Origin of the sequence: Micromonospora sp. NPDC049903 (assembly GCF_044460945.1) — a bacterium.
GTDB lineage: Bacteria > Actinomycetota > Actinomycetes > Mycobacteriales > Micromonosporaceae > Micromonospora.
The window spans coordinates 110,841-126,481 of the sequence record NZ_JBITKL010000006.1; the positions used below are offsets into that span (position 1 = coordinate 110,841).

Sequence of the window (15,641 nt, forward strand, 5' to 3'; positions counted from 1 at the left end):
CATGGACTCGAATGGAGGAGATGCTAGCGTTAGATCGATGAATATGACAGAGATGTTCGTCGATTGATTGAGATTGTCACGGGCACCCGCTTCCCTCCCCGTCGTCACCAGGCAGGATGGCGGTGTGGACGGACACGACATGCTGCTCTCCCCCGCCGGCGTCGAGGCGCTGCGGACCGCGTTGACGCGAGCCGCCTTCACCGCCAACGGCATCGCCACCCGGCTCGGCCCGCAGGCCACCGGCGGGGTGGCCCGCAACGACTTCCGGGCCGCGCTGCGCGCCACCGCCGACGGTGACCCGCTCGCCACCCTGATCCGGGTCTTCATCTGCGAGCAGACCGAGCCGGAGGCCGCCGTCGCCGCCGCGCTCGCGCCGCTGTCGATCGACGAGGCGCTCGCCGCCGGACTCGTCGAACGGTACGGCGACGGGCTGCGGATGGGGCTGGACCTCGAACCGTACGGCGACGACTGGTGGGTGCTGGCCGACGTGCCGGCCAGCGCCCGTCCCGGTCGGCCCCTGCACGCCGAGCACGTGCTGGGCATCGGCGGGGCGACCCAGACGATGATCGGCGCGGCCGTCCGGCAGCCGGTGCAGAGCGCGCTCGACCTGGGCACCGGCTCCGGCGTGCAGGCCCTGCACCTGAGTACGCACGCCCGGCAGGTGACCGCCACCGACGTCTCCCGGCGGGCGCTGCGGTTCGCCGCCACCACGGCCGCGCTCAACGGCCAGCAGTGGGAGCTGCTGCGCGGCGACATGGTGCAGCCCGTCGCCGGACGGCGCTTCGACCTGGTGGTCAGCAACCCGCCCTTCGTGGTCGGGCCGGGCACCACCACGCACGTCTACCGCGACTCCGGGCGGGTCGGTGACGCGATCGGCGCCGAACTGGCCGCCGCCGCCGACGGCCTGCTCACCGAGGGCGGCACCATGCAGTACCTGGCGAACTGGGTGCACGTCGCCGGGGAGGACTGGGGCGAGCGGGTGGCCGGCTGGTTCGCCGGGACCGGTCTGGACGCCTGGGTGATCCAGCGCGAGGTCGCCGACCCGATGGCGTACGTCAACCTCTGGCTCACCGACGTCGGCGAGGCGGCCGACCCGCAGCGGATGGCCGACTGGCTGGACTGGTTCGACGCCCACAAGGTGGAGGCGATCGGCTTCGGCGTCGTCTCGCTGCGCCGGGGCGGACACGACGACCCGGTGCTGCGGGTGGAGGACCTGCGGCAACGGGTCCAGGCCCCGATGGGCGACCGGGTCGCGACCTGGTTCGACCGGCAGGACTGGCTGCGCCAGCAAGGCGACGACGGGCTGCTGGACGCCCGCTACCGGGCCGCCGACGGGCTCCAGCTGCGGCAGGAGGCGACCATGGGCGCGGACGGCTGGGGCGTCGACCGACAGGTCCTCACCATGCCGCACGGGCTTCGCTGGACCGAGGAGATCGATCCACTGGTACTCGCGCTGGTGGGTGGCGCCGACGGACGCCTGCCGCTGCGCGACCAGATCGCGCTGCTCGCCGTCGCGCACGACGTCACACCGGACGAGCTCGCCGAGGCGGCCGGACCGATCGTGGCGCACCTGGTCGAGCGCGGCTTCATCGAGCCGGTGCGGTCCTGATGCGGGCGGTGGTGCAGACCGTCGGACGGGCCGCCGTCACCGTGGACGGCGAGGTGGTCGGCGCGATCGACGACGGGTTGCTGGTGCTGGTCGGGGTGACGCACACGGACACCACCGAGACCGCCCGGACGATGGCCCGCAAGGTGTACGAGCTGCGCATCCTGGACGACGAGCGGTCCGCCGCCGACGTCGGCGCGCCGATCCTGGTGGTCAGCCAGTTCACGCTCTACGGCGACGCCCGCAAGGGACGCCGTCCGAGCTGGACCGCGGCGGCTCCCGCCGAGGTGGCCGAGCCGCTGGTCGACGCGGTGGTCGAGGCGCTGCGCCAACGCGGCGCGACGGTCGCCACCGGCCGTTTCCGAGCGCACATGCTGGTGGAGAGCGTCAACGTCGGGCCGCGCACCATCCTCCTCGACCTGTGACGCCTCACGAGGTGGGCGGGCCCGGATCACGACGCCCGCCCACCTCGTGGTCACCGGTCAGCCGAAGAGTCCCCGACGTTGCAGGGACTGCCGCAGCCAGCCGTCGAGCTGCGCCGCCCAGTCCGTACGGTCCATCGTGGCGTAGTCGACGGTGAACCGACCGAAGACGTCCCGGCCCTCGGTCAGCAGGCCACCGCGCTTGTCCAGCTCCAGCACCACCTGCATCTGCCGGGGATCGGCGACGAAGGTGACCTCCAGTTGCTTCATCGCACCCGCGTACTGCGGCGCGGGGTAGAACTCGATCTCCTGGTAGAACGGCAGCGTCTGGTGCACGCCGTAGATGTGCCCCCGCTCGACGTCGGCCCGGGCGAACCGGAAACCGAGCCGCAGCAACGCCTCCAGCAGCTTCTCCTGCGCCGGCAGCGGGTGCACCGCCACCGGGTCCAGGTCACCCTTGTCGAGCGCGCGGGCCACCTCCAGCTCGGTACGCAGCCCCATCGTCATCCCGTGCAGGTGCTGCCCGTAGAGCTGGGTGACCGGGGTCTCCCAGGGTACCGAGAACCGGAACGGTACGTCGTAGCGCTGCCCGGCCTCCAGACGGAACGGGCCGGTCACCTGCTGCCGGTGGAACTCCTGATTCGTGTTGTACTCGTTGTCGCCGCTCTCCACCTCGACCCGGGTCATCAACCCCAGAGCCACGTACGAGATGTCCACCCCGTGCTCGCCTCCGGTCACCGCGATGCTGCCCGTGAGCTCGCCGCCCGGCCGGCAGTTCGGGTTCGTCAGCACCGTCTCCACGGACGGGCCGCCGACTCCCATCGCCTGCATGAGCCGCTTGAAGACCACCATTGCCTCCGTCGCTTGGTCGCCCGACCCCGGGCACCCGGGGTGCGGGGTTGCGTCGGCCCGACGGCCGACCGCTGGCACGGTAACCGGCACCGCCAAGTCGCATCTGCCGAACCAGCACACCCGCCCGCAAGGAGGGGGTAACGGAACGGTCACTGTCGGTTCTCCGATCGCCTCACTCCCGTTTTACGCCTCACCCGCCAAGCTGTGTGTCACCGGCTGCCACATGGGCCGGGGCGACACGGCACGGACGTGGACACGGGGAGAGACAGAGATGGCCCTGCAGATGATGGAGCACCGGATGCGCGCCGGCACCGAGGCGGAGCACGGCGTCGACACCCTTACCGACCTGGACGCCACCGACGAGCGTGGCGTCTCCACCGACCTGGTTCGCGCGTACCTCAACGGGATCGGCCGGACCAAGCTGCTCACGGCGGCCGAAGAGGTGGACCTGGCGAAGCGGATCGAAGCCGGGTTGTTCGCCGAGGAGAAGCTGTCCACCTGCACTCCGCTCTCGGCCGACCTGCACGCCGACCTGGACGTGGTCGCGCGGCAGGGTCGGGCCGCCAAGAACCACCTGCTGGAGGCGAACCTGCGCCTCGTGGTGAGCATCGCCAAGCGGTACACCGGCCGTGGCATGGCCTTCCTCGACCTCATCCAGGAAGGCAACCTCGGCCTCATCCGCGCCGTCGAGAAGTTCGACTACACCAAGGGCTACAAGTTCTCCACCTACGCCACCTGGTGGATCCGCCAGGCCATCACCCGCGCCATGGCCGACCAGGCCCGCACCATCCGCATCCCGGTGCACATGGTCGAGCAGGTCAACCGGATGGTCCGGGCCCGCCGCGAGCTGTCCGTCTCGCTGGGTCGGGAGCCCACGGTGGCCGAGGTCGCCCGCGCGCTGGACGTACCCGAGTTCCAGGTGATCGAGCTGATCTCGTACGACCGGGAGCCGGTCAGCCTGGACCAGGCCGTCGGCGAGGACGGGGAGAGCGCACTGGGTGACTTCGTCGCCGCCGCCGACCCGACCGGCGGGCCGGGCGACACCGCCGCCCAGGGCGAGCTGCGCAACGAGGTGAGCATCGTGTTGGCCACGCTCTCCCAGCGCGAGCAGGCGGTGATCCGGCTGCGGTTCGGCCTCGACGACGGCCGGCAGCGTACCCTGGACGAGGTCGGCCGCGAGTTCGGACTGTCCCGCGAGCGGATCCGGCAGATCGAGAAGGTGACGCTGCTCAAGCTGCGGGCCCCGGAGCGGGCGCAGCGGCTGGAGGCGTACGCCTCCTGACGTGACTGGTGTGCGATCGGCCCCGGCGGTGCGCCGGGGCCGATGTCGTGTGTGCCGGGGCGGTTTTCGTGCGCGGCTCGTGTCACGGAGGCCGAACGGGCTGCGGATCGTCCAGAGTGGGTGCACGGCGTCGAGCCGTCGACGCGGACATCAGGAGGACTGATCGTGAACTGGACGCTGGAAGCGGTCGTCGTGCCGGTCTCCGACGTGGACCGGGCCAAGGCGTTCTACGCCGATCGGGTCGGCTTCACCGTCGACCACGACACGGTGATGGGCGACGACGCCCGCATCGTGCAACTCACGCCGCCCGGCTCGGGCTGCTCGATCGTGATCGGCACCGGGCCGCTGCCGTACATGCCGCCCGGCTCGCTCAAGGGTCTCCAGCTCGTCGTGCCGGACCTGGAGAAGGCCCGCGCCGAGCTGAGCGAGCGCGGCGTCGAGGTGAGCGAGATCCAGGTGCTCGGGCAGAACCCGAGCCCGACGCCGCACCCGTTGGACAACGTCGGCTTCGTCTTCTTCGACGACCCGGACGGTAACTCCTGGGCGGTCCAGCAGATCTCCGCCCGCGCGACCGGGATGTAAGGCGCGACCGGGATGTAAGGCGCGACCGGGATGTAAGGAGGGGTCCCCTGCTATACACGAGGCGTTAGTAGGGGACCCCTCCTTTCACAAACGGCGGGGGCCGGTGTCGGGGCGGGGGGCGGCCGAGCCGGTGCGGACCGAGGCGTGCAGCACGGACAGCCCGTCCGGGCGGGCCAGCACCGGGTTGAGCGTCAGTGCGCGTACCCGGGGTTGCTCGTCGGCGAGCCGCCCGATGCGCAGGAGCAGGTCGGCCAGGGCCGCCCGGTCCACCGGGGCGGCACCCCGGTGGCCACGCAGCAGAGGGGCTGCCCGTGGGGCGTCGACCAGCTCGGTCGCGTCCCGGTCGGTCAACGGCACCGCCCGCCAGGCCCGGTCGCCGAGCAGGTCGGTGGCGACCCCGCCGAGGCCGAAGCCCACCACCGGCCCGAACGCCGGGTCCTCGACCAACTCCACCACGCAGGCCACGCCGGGCAGCACCATCGGCTGCACCAGCACGTCCGCGCCGAACGCGGCGGCCAGCTCGGCGTAGGCGCGGCGGACCGTGTCGGCGTCGGGCAGGTCCAGACGGACGGCACCGAGGTCGAGGCGGTGCCGCAGACCACCGGCGGCGGCCTTGAGCGCCACCGGGAAACCGAACCGCGTCGCCGCGTCGACCGCCGCGTCGACCGAGTCGACCCGCGCCGACTCGACCACGTCGATGCCGTACGCGGCGAGCAGCGCCTCCGGGTCGCCACCGTCCGCCCGCAGCGCCACCTGCGCCGCCACCGGATCGACGTCGGGCAGCTCGGGCAGTACGCCGGCCGGACGACGCCGCCAGTCGGCGTACGCGGTGACTCGGGCCAGCGCGCGTACCGCCTCCTCCACGCTCGGGTAGGCCGGTGTCCCCGCCGGGGCCCGACCTACCAGGAACGTGGCCACCGTCGGCTTGTCGGCCGTGGGCGCGGCGAGCGCGGCGGCGAAGTCCGTCTCGGTGTCGGTGAGCTGCCCCGGCAACGGCGGCGCGAAGAGGACCACCAGCGCGTCGACCGAGTCGTCGGCGGCAGCGTCGGCGAGCGCCGCACCGAACTCGGCGGCACCGGCCCGGGGGCCGACGTCGACCGGGTAACCCGGTGCGACCCGTAGGCCCTGTGCCGCGCAGGCGGTGGCCGCCAGCCCGGTCAGCGCCGAGGAGTTGCCGACCACGCCGACCCGGTTCCCGGCCGGCAGCGGTTGGTTGGCCAGGAGCGCCCCGACGTCGAGCAGTTCGGCGACGGTGTCCACCCGGATCACCCCGGACTGGGCGAACAGGGCGCTCACCGCCGTCTCGTCCGGGCCGGCGGAGTCGCCCAGACCGGGCGGGCGCGCCGGGGAGGCCAGCGCCACCACCGGTTTGTCGCGGCCGATCCGCCGGGCCAGTCGGGCGAACTTGCGCGGGTTGCCGAAGGTCTCCAGGTACAACATGATCACGTCGGTGTCCGGGTCGTCCTGCCAGTACTGCAACAGGTCGTTGCCGGAGACGTCGGCCCGGTTGCCGGCCGAGACGAAGCTGGACACACCCAGCCCACGCCGGTCCGCCTCGGCCAGCAACGCCACCCCGAACACGCCCGACTGGCTGAAGATGCCGACCCGGCCCGGTTCCGGCAGCCGTGGCGCGAGGGTGGCGTTGAGGCGTACGGCCGGGTCGGTGTTGGCCACCCCCAGGCAGTTGGGGCCGATCACCCGCATGCCCGCCGCGTGGGCCGCGCGCACCAGCGTGCGCTGCGCGGCGGCGCCGGCCATCCCGGCCTCGGCGAAGCCCGCCGAGATGACCACCAGCCCGTGTACGCCGGCCGCTGCGGCGTCCGCGACCACCTCGGGCGCCGACTCCGGCGGCACCGCCACCACCGCCAGGTCGACCGGCAGATCGGCGTCGACCGCCGACGGGTACGCGGGCAGCCCGGCGACCCGGGCGGCGGTCGGGTGCACCGGCACCACCGATCCGGTGTACCCGCCGTCGCGCAGGTGCCCGAGCACCGCCGCGCCGACGCCCTGCCCGGTGGCGCTGGCGCCGTAGACGACCACGCCACGCGGGGCGAGCAGCCGGGCGATGGACCGGGCCTCGGTGCGGTGCTCCCGCCCGCGCTGCACCTCCAGGGTCGCCTCGGTGGGCGCGATCGGGAAGGTCAGGTGCACCACGCCGTCGGCGAACTGACGCTGGATCTGGTAGCCGAAGTCGGCGAAGACCCGCAGCATCGCGCCGTTGGCCGGCAGCACCTCGGCCACGAAGTTGACGATCCCGCTGCGCCGGGCGGCGTCGGCGAGGTGCTCCAGCAGCACCGAGCCGATGCCGCGCCCCTGGTAGGCGTCCTCCACCACGAACGCGACCTCGGCGTCGGGTGAGGCCGGACCGAGCCGCTCGTACCGGCCGACGGCGACGATCCGGTCGCCGGCCAGCACGACGAACGCCTCCCGGTCCCGGTGGTCGACGTTGACGAAGCGCTGCAGGTCCCGTTCGGGGATCCGTGGGTACGGCGAGAAGTACCGCAGGTATCGGGTGCGCTCGGAGAAGCGGGAGTGCATCGCCACGATCCCCGGTGCGTCAGAGGGACGGATCGGTCGCAACTGGACGGTGCTGCCGTCGCTCAGCAGCACGTCCACGGCTGGTTCGGTTGTGGTCACCTCGGGCGGCCCTCCCCCGGCCGACTCAGTCGCGTGGATCGTGCGGGTCGAGGCCGAGCAGCGGGAACACGGCCTTCCGGGTGGCCGCGATGGCCCGGTCCACCGGATTCGGCTCGCCGGTGGGCTGCCACGGCTCGTAGCTCGGGTCGACGTCGTCGGTCATCCGCAACGGGATGTCGGTGCCGGGTCGCCGGGCCCGGGCCAGGTCACGCCAGCCCGGCGGAGTCAGCGTGGCCGGGTCCAGCGGCGCGCCGGTGGCCACCGCGAGCAGGTGCGTCCAGGCCCGGGGCACCACCTCGACGAGCGCGTACCCGCCGCCGCCGGTGGCCACCCACCGGCCGTCGCACAGCTCGTCGGCGAGCGCCCGCAACGCCAGATAGGTGGCGCGCTGCCCGTCCACCGACAGGTGCAGGTCGGCGAGGGGGTCGACGCGGTGGGCGTCCGCGCCGCACTGGGTGAACAGCACCTGCGGGCGGAACGCGCGCAGCACCGACGGCACGATCGCGTGGAAGGCGCGTTGCCAGCCGGCGTCCTCCACCCCGGGCGGCAACGGGACGTTGACCGCCGTGCCGGCGGCGTTCGGGCCACCGGTCTCGTCGGGGAACCCGGTGCCGGGAAAGAGCGCGAGCGGGGTCTCGTGCAGGCTGACCGTCAACACCCGAGGGTCGTCCCAGAAGATCTGTTGCACCCCGTCGCCGTGGTGCACGTCGACGTCGACGTACGCGATGCGCTCCGCGCCCAGGTCGAGCAGCCGGGCGATGGCCACCGCCGGGTCGTTGTAGACGCAGAAGCCGGCTGCCCGGTCGGCCATGGCGTGGTGCAGGCCGCCGGCCACGTTGACCGCGCGTCGGGCCTGGCCGCGCCACACCGCCTCGGCGGCGGCCACCGTCGCTCCGGCGATCAACGCGCTCGACTCGTGCATTTCCTGGAAGACCGGGTTGTCCGAGGTGCCCAGACCGAAGCCGGTGAAGAAGGGTTCCCGCGGTGCCATCCGGACCGCGCCGAGGTAGCGCGGGTCGTGCACCCGGCTGAGCAACTCGTCGTCGGCCGGGTAGGGCTTGACCATGCGGACGCCGGGCCGGTGCAGCACGCCGAGTTCCCAGGCGAGCGCGAGAGTCAACTCCACCCGGACCGGATCGAGCGGGTGGTCGCCGAGGTCGTAGGCGAGCAGCGACTCGTCCCACATCACCACCGTGTCGTCGGACATCTGCCCATGGTCGCACGCGACCGCACAGTGGGCCTGGTCAGGCGTCCTTGCCCGGGCCGGTGGCCACCGGCCGGTCCGGGTCGGCCACCCACTCGCTCCACGATCCGACGTAGAGGGCGGCGTCCGGACGACCGGCCAGGTGCAACGCGAGCACGGCCTGCGCGGCGGTCACCCCGGAGCCGCAGTACGCGCCGACCGGCGCCCCGGTGGTCACCCCGGCCGCCGCGAAGCGGTCCCGCAGCACCTCGACGGCGGGGAAGCGGCCCTCGGTGACGTACTCGGGGGCGGGCACGTTCACCGCGCCGGGGACGTGCCCGGCGACCGGGTCGATCGGCTCCTGCTCGCCCCGGTAGCGCGGCGCGGCCCGTACGTCGAGCAGCACCCCGTCACCGGCGGCCAGCCGTGCGGCGGCCGAGGCGTCGAGCACCGGCAGCGCTCCCGGACGGACGGTCACGTCGCCGGGCTCGGGCGTCGACACCTCGTCGCTGGTGGGCAGGCCGGCGGCCAGCCAGGCCGGGTAGCCACCGGACAGCAGGCGTACCGGTCGGTGTCCGGCCCAGCGCAGCGTCCACCAGGCACGGGCGGCGGCCATGCCGTCACCGCCGTCGTACACCACCACCGGGTGACCGTCGCGGACCCCGGCGGCCCGCAGCGCCGCCTGCAGGGCTTCGGGGTCGGGCAGGGGGTGCCGGCCGGCCGGACCGGGCGGGCCGCAGAGCGCGGTGTCCAGGTCGACGAAGACCGCGCCCGGGACGTGCCCGGCCGCGTAGTCGTCCCGGCCGGGTGGGCCGGCCAGACGCCACCGCACGTCGAGCAGGGTGGGCGGCTCGGGCCCGTCGAGTTCGGCGGCGAGCGACCGCGCCTCGACCAGAAGATCGTCTGTACCGGACATGCACCCAGTCAACACCATCAGTGACGACGGCGGCGGTTCGGTGACCATCGATCGGGGTGCGGCAGGGTACCATCGATGCCGGAGGGCCGCTGACACCATGAAGTCTCACGACTTGGTCGATACGACCGAAATGTACCTGCGCACCATCCTCGAACTCGAAGAGGAGGGAGTGCCGCCGCTACGCGCCCGGATCGCTGAACGGTTGCGCCAGAGCGGCCCCACCGTGAGCCAGACCGTCGCCCGGATGGAACGCGACGGCCTGCTGACCGTGGAGGGCGACCGGCACCTCACCCTCACCGACCTCGGCCGCGCCACCGCCGTCTCGGTGATGCGCAAGCACCGGCTCGCCGAGTTGCTGCTGGTCAACGTGATCGGGATGCCCTACGAGGAGGCCCACGAGGAGGCCTGCCGCTGGGAGCACGTGATGAGCGACGCGGTCGAGAAGCGGGTCTACGACCTGCTCAACCGGCCGACCCGGTCGCCGTACGGCAACCCCATCCCGGGCCTGGACGAACTGGGTCCGCCCACGCAGACCGAGCCGGAGACCGCCGAGAGCGAGCGCAACCTCGCCTTCCCCGGCCTGAGCGGCAAGGTGATCGTCCGGCGGATCTGCGAGAGCGTGCAGACCGACGCCGAGGTGCTCCGCCAACTGCACGCCGCCGGGGTCGACCCGGGGGCCACGGTCACCGTGGCGCAGGAACGCGACGGCGTGTCGATCGACCGTTCCGGCGAGAGCGTCCGGTTGCCCCGCGAGGTCGCCTCCCGGGTCTTCGTCGCCGCCGCCTGACCGTTCACTTCACGTACGGGCAGTGCCGGCAACCCCGGCCGCAGCAGGTTCCCCGGCGGGCCAGGAAGCCGGCACTGAGTACGAACAGCCCGGTGTCCGGGTCGAGGTAGCCGGCGTCCCCGGCGGCCAGGGCCGCGTCGTGCGCGGCGATGATTCGCGCACGGCCGGGGTGCCCGGGCGACAGCCGGGACGGGTGCGGCTCGCCCAGAGACCGCGCCGCCAGGGGCTTTCGCTCTCCACTCATCCCGCGCAGTCTAGGCAGCCACCGCCCTCCACCCGGCCCCGCCCGCCGCACCTCGGCCCACCCGCCGCGTCTCAGGCCGCTGCCCGACCCGCCGTGAGCTCGGCGATCATGGACTTGTGGCACTCGGAAAGCACCTGATTGCCCTGCTTCGTCACCGCCACGACTCCATGATCGACGGGGTGGGGGTGGGGGTGGGGGTGGGGTGGTCGGGGGTGGGCCGAGGTGCGGCGGGGCGGGTCGAGCGGGCGGGGGACGCGAGGAGCCCCGGACGCCGTGTGCGTCCGGGGCTCCTCGGTGCTCGTCGTCAGCTGCAGCCGCTGGTGGAGCCGCAGCCCTCGCAGACGTAGCAGCTACCGGCGGGGCGCATCTTCGTACCGCAGGTGAAGCAGAGCGGTGCGTCGGCGGCCTTGCCGATCACGGCCTCCAGCAGCTCGGTGCTGGAACCGACCGACGGTGCCGGCTTGATCGCGGCGGCGTCGGCGAGTTCCTGGGCCGGCTGGGCGACCGGGCCGACCCTCGGCTCGGTGGGGGTCTCCACCGGTGCGGAGGCGGCCATCGCGGTGAGGTCCGTGCCGTTGGCCTCCGCCTCCGCCTCGGCGGCGAGCTGGGCGGCCCGCTCCTTGGCGGTGAAGATGCCGATCTCGGCGCGGCGCTCGTAGGGCAGGAAGTCCAGTGCCAGGCGACGGAAGATGTAGTCCATCACCGAGGCGGCCATCCGCACGTCCGGGTCGTCGGTCATGCCGGCCGGCTCGAAGCGCATGTTGGTGAACTTGCTGACGTACGTCTCCAACGGGACGCCGTACTGCAGGCCGATGGAGATGGCCACCGAGAAGGCGTCCATCACCCCGGCCAGGGTGGAGCCCTGCTTCGACATCTTGAGGAAGACCTCGCCGAGGCCGTCGTCCGGGTAGGACGAGGCGGTGAGGTAGCCCTCGGCGCCACCGACCGAGAAGGAGATGGTCTCCGACGGACGCTTCTTCGGCAGCCGCTTGCGCACCGGGCGGTACTCGACGACCTTCTCCACCACCGGCTCGACCGCGGTGACGGTCGCCTCCGGCGCGGCGGTCTTCTTCTTCGCCACCGACAGCGGCTGACCGACCTTGCAGTTGTCCCGGTAGATCGCCAGCGCCTTGAGGCCGAGCTTCCAGCCCTCGAAGTAGATCTTCTCGACGTCGGCGACGGTCGCCTGCTCCGGCATGTTGACCGTCTTGGAGATGGCGCCGGAGATGAACGGCTGGACCGCCGCCATCATCCGCACGTGGCCCATCGGGGCGATGGACCGCTCGCCCATGGCGCAGTCGAAGACCGGGTAGTGCTCCGGCTTGAGGCCGGGGGCGTCCACCACGTGCCCCTGGTCGGAGATGTGCTCGACGATCGCCTCCACCTGCTCCTCGGGGTATCCGAGGCTGCGCAGGGCGCGCGGCACGGTCTGGTTGACGATCTGCATCGAGCCGCCGCCGACCAGCTTCTTGAACTTGACCAGCGCCAGGTCCGGCTCGACACCGGTGGTGTCGCAGTCCATCATCAGGCCGATGGTGCCGGTCGGGGCGAGCACGCTGGCCTGCGAGTTCCGCCAGCCATTCTTGTCGCCGATCTTGTTGCCCTGGGTCCACTGCTTGGTGGCCTCGCGCACCACCGCGGTGGCCACCGTGCCGGCCGGCTTGATCTGGTCGTTGGCGGCGGCGTGCTTGCGCATGACCCGCTTGTGCGGCTCGGCGTTGCGGGCGTACCCGTCGTACGCGCCGACGATGCCGGCCAGCTCGGCCGAGCGACGGTACGCCGTGCCGGTCATCAGCGAGGTGATCGCGGCGGACAGCGAACGACCCTGGTCCGAGTCGTACGGCAGGCCGGAGGCCATCAGCAGGGCACCGAGGTTGGCGTACCCGATGCCGAGCTGCCGGTAGGCCCGGGTGGTCTCCCCGATCTTCTCGGTCGGGAAGTCGGCGAAGCAGATCGAGATGTCCATCGCGGTGATGACCATCTCGACGCTGCGGACGAACTTCTCCACCTCGAAGCCACCGTCGGCGCGGAGGAACTTCATCAGGTTCAACGAGGCCAGGTTGCACGAGGAGTTGTCCAGGTGCAGGTACTCCGAGCACGGGTTCGACGCGGTGATCCGGCCGGTCTCCGGGCAGGTGTGCCAGTCGTTGATGGTGTCGTCGTACTGCAGGCCGGGGTCGGCGCACTCCCAGGCGGCCTGGGAGATGGTGCGGAACAGCTTCTGCGCGTCGATGGTCTCGATCACCGCGCCGTCGAGCCGGCCGCGCAGGTCGAAGCCGCCGCCCTGCTCGACCGCCGCCATGAACTCGTCGGAGACCCGGACCGAGTTGTTGGCGTTCTGGTACTGCACGCTGACGATGTCGGCGCCGCCCAGGTCCATGTCGAACCCGGCGTCGCGCAGCGCGCGGATCTTGTCCTCCTCGCGCGCCTTGGTGACCACGAACTCCTCGATGTCCGGGTGGTCGACGTCGAGGATGACCATCTTGGCCGCCCGCCGGGTGGCGCCACCGGACTTGATGGTGCCGGCGCTCGCGTCCGCGCCGCGCATGAAGCTGACCGGACCGGAGGCGGTGCCGCCGGAGGAGAGCAGCTCCCGGGAGGAGCGGATCCGGGAGAGGTTCACCCCGGAGCCGGAGCCGCCCTTGAAGATCAGCCCCTCCTCCTTGTACCAGTCCAGGATGGAGTCCATCGAGTCGTCGACGGCGAGGATGAAGCAGGCGCTGACCTGCTGCGGCGACGGCGTACCGACGTTGAACCAGACCGGCGAGTTGAAGCTGAACACCTGGTGCAGCAGCATCCAGGTCAGCTCGTGGGCGAAGACCTCGGCGTCGGCCGGGGAGGCGAAGTAGCCGTACTCCTCACCCGCGGTGCGGTAGGTGGTGACCACCCGGTCGATCAACTGCTTGAGCGACCACTCCCGCTCCGGGGTGCCCACCGCACCCCGGAAGTACTTGGTGGTCACGATGTTGGCCGCGTTGACGCTCCAGCTCTCCGGGTACTCCACCCCGCGCTGCTCGAAGTTGATCGAGCCGTCCCGCCAGTTGGTCATCACGACGTCGCGGCGCTCCCAGGCGACCTCGTCGTACGGGTGCACGCCCTCGGTGGTCCAGACCCGGTCCACCTTGAGGCCCGCGTTCGTCTTGTTCCGTGACCTGCTTGTTGTCACACCGTCCCCCGGCATCTCATCCGCCCCCTCGCTCACGCGGGCACCCCGCGCGATCCGACTGTCACTACTGCTGCTGCTCAGACGTTCACTGCGCGTGGGCCGTCTCGGCCCCGGCGCCCTCCCGGGCGCGCGCGGCGGCCCGCAGCGTCTCGATCTCCTGCTCGAAGTCGGCGAGCGAGTCGAACGACCGGTAGACGCTGGCGAACCGCAGGTAGGCGACCTCGTCCAGGTCCCGCAGGGGACCCAGGATGGCCAGCCCGACATCGTGGCTCGGGATCTCGGCGGCCCCCTTGGCGCGAATGGTCTCCTCGACCCGCTGCGCCAGGATCGCGATCGAGTCCTCGTCGACCGGCCGCCCCTGACACGCCTTGCGCACTCCGCCGATGATCTTCGTCCGGCTGAACGGCTCGGTCACCCCGCTGCGCTTGACCACCGCCAGCACCGCCTCCTCGACGGTGGTGAACCGTTTGCCGCACTCCGGGCAGGAGCGCCGCCGACGGATCAACTGACCGTCGTCCGCCTCCCGCGAGTCGACCACCCGGGAGTCGGCGTGCCGGCAGTACGGACACCGCATCGCCCGACCTCCTTGATCGACTTCGGGTACGCCCCCATCCGCCTCCGGGCACACGCAGGGACGGCGGAGCCGCCCCGCAGGACGGCCGCCGGCTCGGCGGTGCGGAAAGTGCGGTGGGTAGTCGAACCCAACCTGTAGGCGACTTACGCCCATGTGACTACTACATCTAGGGGTCGAACCTATGCCGCTGGCGATCCGAGGTCAAGTTGACCGGCGTGTCCGGCGCGTCACCTGACAACCCACCCACTCCCCCCTCTCCAACCGACCCGAGAACCCAACGCGGACCGGCGGTGGGAGTTACCGTCCGGCCGGACAGGATCACCGACCATCCGTACCGGGTCGAACACGCGTTCGACTCCGCGTACCATTTATCAGAACGGACGTACGACTGTCGCGCTTTTCCGGCCCGACACGCGGAGATAGGTCGTACAGATGTTTGAAAATGACCGATCCCACCGATACGGTCATGAACAGCCGGAGGTGACCATGGTCGCCGCACCGGCCGACAGATCACCGTGCGCACCACGAGCCGCCGAGGCACCCCAGCGCCGACCAGGGAGGACGGACGTGACCGAGGACCGGGCCAACCGGCCGCAGAGCCCGCAGCAGAGCATCGAGGCGGGTCCGCCGGCCGCCCGTCGCCGCAGCGTCACCCGCGCCCGCTCCGGGCAGCCCGCCGTACGCCCGGTGACCCCGGTGGTCAGCGGCTTTCCCGACCCGGCGACCGTCGACCTGACCGCCCGTCAGCGACGCATCCTCGACTTCATCCGTACCTGGGTGGAGCGGCACGGCTACCCGCCGAGCGTGCGCGAGATCGGCGAGGCCGTCGGGCTGGTCTCCCCGTCCAGCGTCGCCTACCAGCTCAAGGAGCTGGAGAAGAAAGGCTTCCTGCGGCGCGACCCGAACCGCCCCCGCGCGGTCGACGTCCGCTCCCCCAGCGTCGACGACGAGCTGACCCGCTCGCAACGCCCCACCCCGGCGTACGTGCCGATGCTCGGCCGGATCGCCGCCGGTGGGCCGATTCTCGCCGAGCAGTCGATGGAGGAGGTCTTCCCGCTGCCTCGCGAGCTGGTCGGCGAGGGCGAGGTCTTCATGCTCCAGGTCAAGGGCGACTCGATGCTCGACGCGGCGATCTGCGACGGCGACTGGGTGGTGGTCCGGCAGCAGCCGACCGCCGACTCCGGCGAGATCGTCGCCGCCATGCTGGACGGCGAGGCGACCGTGAAGACCTACCGGCGGCGCGACGGCCACGTCTGGCTGATGCCGCAGAACCCGGCCTTCGACCCCATCCCGGGTGACGACGCCACCATCATGGGCCGGGTAGTCGCGGTGCTGCGCCGGATCTGAACGACTACGCGGCCGGTGCTGACCCGAGGTCAGCACCGGCCGC

General features: G+C 72.0%; 13 protein-coding genes. 6 read left to right on the plus strand and 7 right to left on the minus strand.

Annotation, left to right across the window (positions count from 1 at the left end; all coding sequences use genetic code 11):
- Positions 1-124: 124 nt before the first annotated feature.
- On the plus strand, positions 125-1,609 hold the full coding sequence (locus ACIBO1_RS13150) for a methyltransferase (RefSeq protein WP_396745077.1): 1,485 nt from the start codon (positions 125-127) through the stop codon (positions 1,607-1,609).
- Complete coding sequence (gene dtd / locus ACIBO1_RS13155) at positions 1,609-2,031, plus strand: D-aminoacyl-tRNA deacylase (protein WP_396745080.1); 423 nt, start codon at positions 1,609-1,611, stop codon at positions 2,029-2,031. Before ACIBO1_RS13150 ends, dtd begins: the two co-directional genes overlap by 1 nt.
- 57 nt (positions 2,032-2,088) lie before the next feature.
- Here dtd and ACIBO1_RS13160 read toward each other — a convergent pair whose 3' ends face one another.
- Positions 2,089-2,877, minus strand: coding sequence for a sporulation protein (locus tag ACIBO1_RS13160; protein WP_396745439.1), 789 nt, complete (start codon positions 2,875-2,877; stop codon positions 2,089-2,091).
- Positions 2,878-3,151: 274 nt separating this feature from the next.
- Between ACIBO1_RS13160 and sigB the strand changes: the two genes are divergently transcribed.
- Together sigB and ACIBO1_RS13170 are read left to right on the plus strand one after the other, a co-directional pair.
- Entirely contained in the window at positions 3,152-4,162 is a 1,011-nt protein-coding gene (gene sigB, locus ACIBO1_RS13165) for an RNA polymerase sigma factor SigB (protein WP_396745083.1), read from the plus strand.
- A 165-nt stretch (positions 4,163-4,327) separates the two neighbouring features.
- Positions 4,328-4,744: a VOC family protein gene (locus ACIBO1_RS13170; protein WP_396745086.1), complete on the plus strand. Its 417-nt coding sequence runs from the start codon at positions 4,328-4,330 to the stop codon at positions 4,742-4,744.
- 84 nt (positions 4,745-4,828) lie between these two features.
- Here ACIBO1_RS13170 and ACIBO1_RS13175 read toward each other — a convergent pair whose 3' ends face one another.
- Genes ACIBO1_RS13175 through ACIBO1_RS13185 form a run of 3 tightly spaced genes read right to left on the minus strand, consistent with a single transcriptional unit; the run spans position 4,829 to position 9,480 of the window.
- Positions 4,829-7,381, minus strand: coding sequence for a GNAT family N-acetyltransferase (locus tag ACIBO1_RS13175; RefSeq protein ID WP_396745089.1), 2,553 nt, complete (start codon positions 7,379-7,381; stop codon positions 4,829-4,831).
- 25 nt (positions 7,382-7,406) lie between these two features.
- Complete coding sequence (locus ACIBO1_RS13180; RefSeq protein WP_396745092.1) at positions 7,407-8,588, minus strand: acetoin utilization protein AcuC; 1,182 nt, start codon at positions 8,586-8,588, stop codon at positions 7,407-7,409.
- 37 nt (positions 8,589-8,625) lie between these two features.
- Positions 8,626-9,480, minus strand: coding sequence for a sulfurtransferase (locus ACIBO1_RS13185; RefSeq protein WP_396745095.1), 855 nt, complete (start codon positions 9,478-9,480; stop codon positions 8,626-8,628).
- 97 nt (positions 9,481-9,577) lie between these two features.
- Between ACIBO1_RS13185 and ACIBO1_RS13190 the strand changes: the two genes are divergently transcribed.
- On the plus strand, positions 9,578-10,267 hold the full coding sequence (locus tag ACIBO1_RS13190) for a metal-dependent transcriptional regulator (protein ID WP_350693881.1): 690 nt from the start codon (positions 9,578-9,580) through the stop codon (positions 10,265-10,267).
- Positions 10,268-10,271: 4 nt separating this feature from the next.
- Here ACIBO1_RS13190 and ACIBO1_RS13195 read toward each other — a convergent pair whose 3' ends face one another.
- The 3 genes from ACIBO1_RS13195 to nrdR form a co-directional block, all read right to left on the minus strand.
- Positions 10,272-10,511 (minus strand): DUF5522 domain-containing protein, encoded by a 240-nt coding sequence (locus ACIBO1_RS13195; RefSeq protein ID WP_396745099.1) that lies wholly within the window; start codon positions 10,509-10,511, stop codon positions 10,272-10,274.
- Positions 10,512-10,815: 304 nt separating this feature from the next.
- Positions 10,816-13,692 carry a vitamin B12-dependent ribonucleotide reductase gene (locus ACIBO1_RS13200; protein WP_396745442.1) on the minus strand — a complete coding sequence of 959 codons (2,877 nt, stop codon included), beginning with the start codon at positions 13,690-13,692 and terminating at the stop codon, positions 10,816-10,818.
- Positions 13,693-13,762: 70 nt separating this feature from the next.
- A complete protein-coding gene (gene nrdR / locus ACIBO1_RS13205; RefSeq protein WP_350693877.1) occupies positions 13,763-14,251 on the minus strand; it encodes a transcriptional regulator NrdR in 489 nt (162 codons plus the stop codon).
- Positions 14,252-14,818: 567 nt separating this feature from the next.
- Between nrdR and lexA the strand changes: the two genes are divergently transcribed.
- Entirely contained in the window at positions 14,819-15,598 is a 780-nt protein-coding gene (lexA, locus tag ACIBO1_RS13210; RefSeq protein WP_396745102.1) for a transcriptional repressor LexA, read from the plus strand.
- Positions 15,599-15,641 lie beyond the last annotated feature (43 nt).

Coding starts and splice junctions, on each gene's coding strand:
- dtd (WP_396745080.1), top strand. CDS start 1,609: ATGCGGGCGGTGGTGCAGACCGTCGGACGGGCCGCCGTCACCGTGGAC.
- sigB (WP_396745083.1), top strand. CDS start 3,152: ATGGCCCTGCAGATGATGGAGCACCGGATGCGCGCCGGCACCGAGGCG.
- ACIBO1_RS13180 (WP_396745092.1), bottom strand. CDS start 8,588: ATGTCCGACGACACGGTGGTGATGTGGGACGAGTCGCTGCTCGCCTAC.
- ACIBO1_RS13185 (WP_396745095.1), bottom strand. CDS start 9,480: ATGTCCGGTACAGACGATCTTCTGGTCGAGGCGCGGTCGCTCGCCGCC.
- ACIBO1_RS13190 (WP_350693881.1), top strand. CDS start 9,578: ATGAAGTCTCACGACTTGGTCGATACGACCGAAATGTACCTGCGCACC.
- ACIBO1_RS13195 (WP_396745099.1), bottom strand. CDS start 10,511: ATGAGTGGAGAGCGAAAGCCCCTGGCGGCGCGGTCTCTGGGCGAGCCG.
- ACIBO1_RS13200 (WP_396745442.1), bottom strand. CDS start 13,692: ATGCCGGGGGACGGTGTGACAACAAGCAGGTCACGGAACAAGACGAAC.
- nrdR (WP_350693877.1), bottom strand. CDS start 14,251: ATGCGGTGTCCGTACTGCCGGCACGCCGACTCCCGGGTGGTCGACTCG.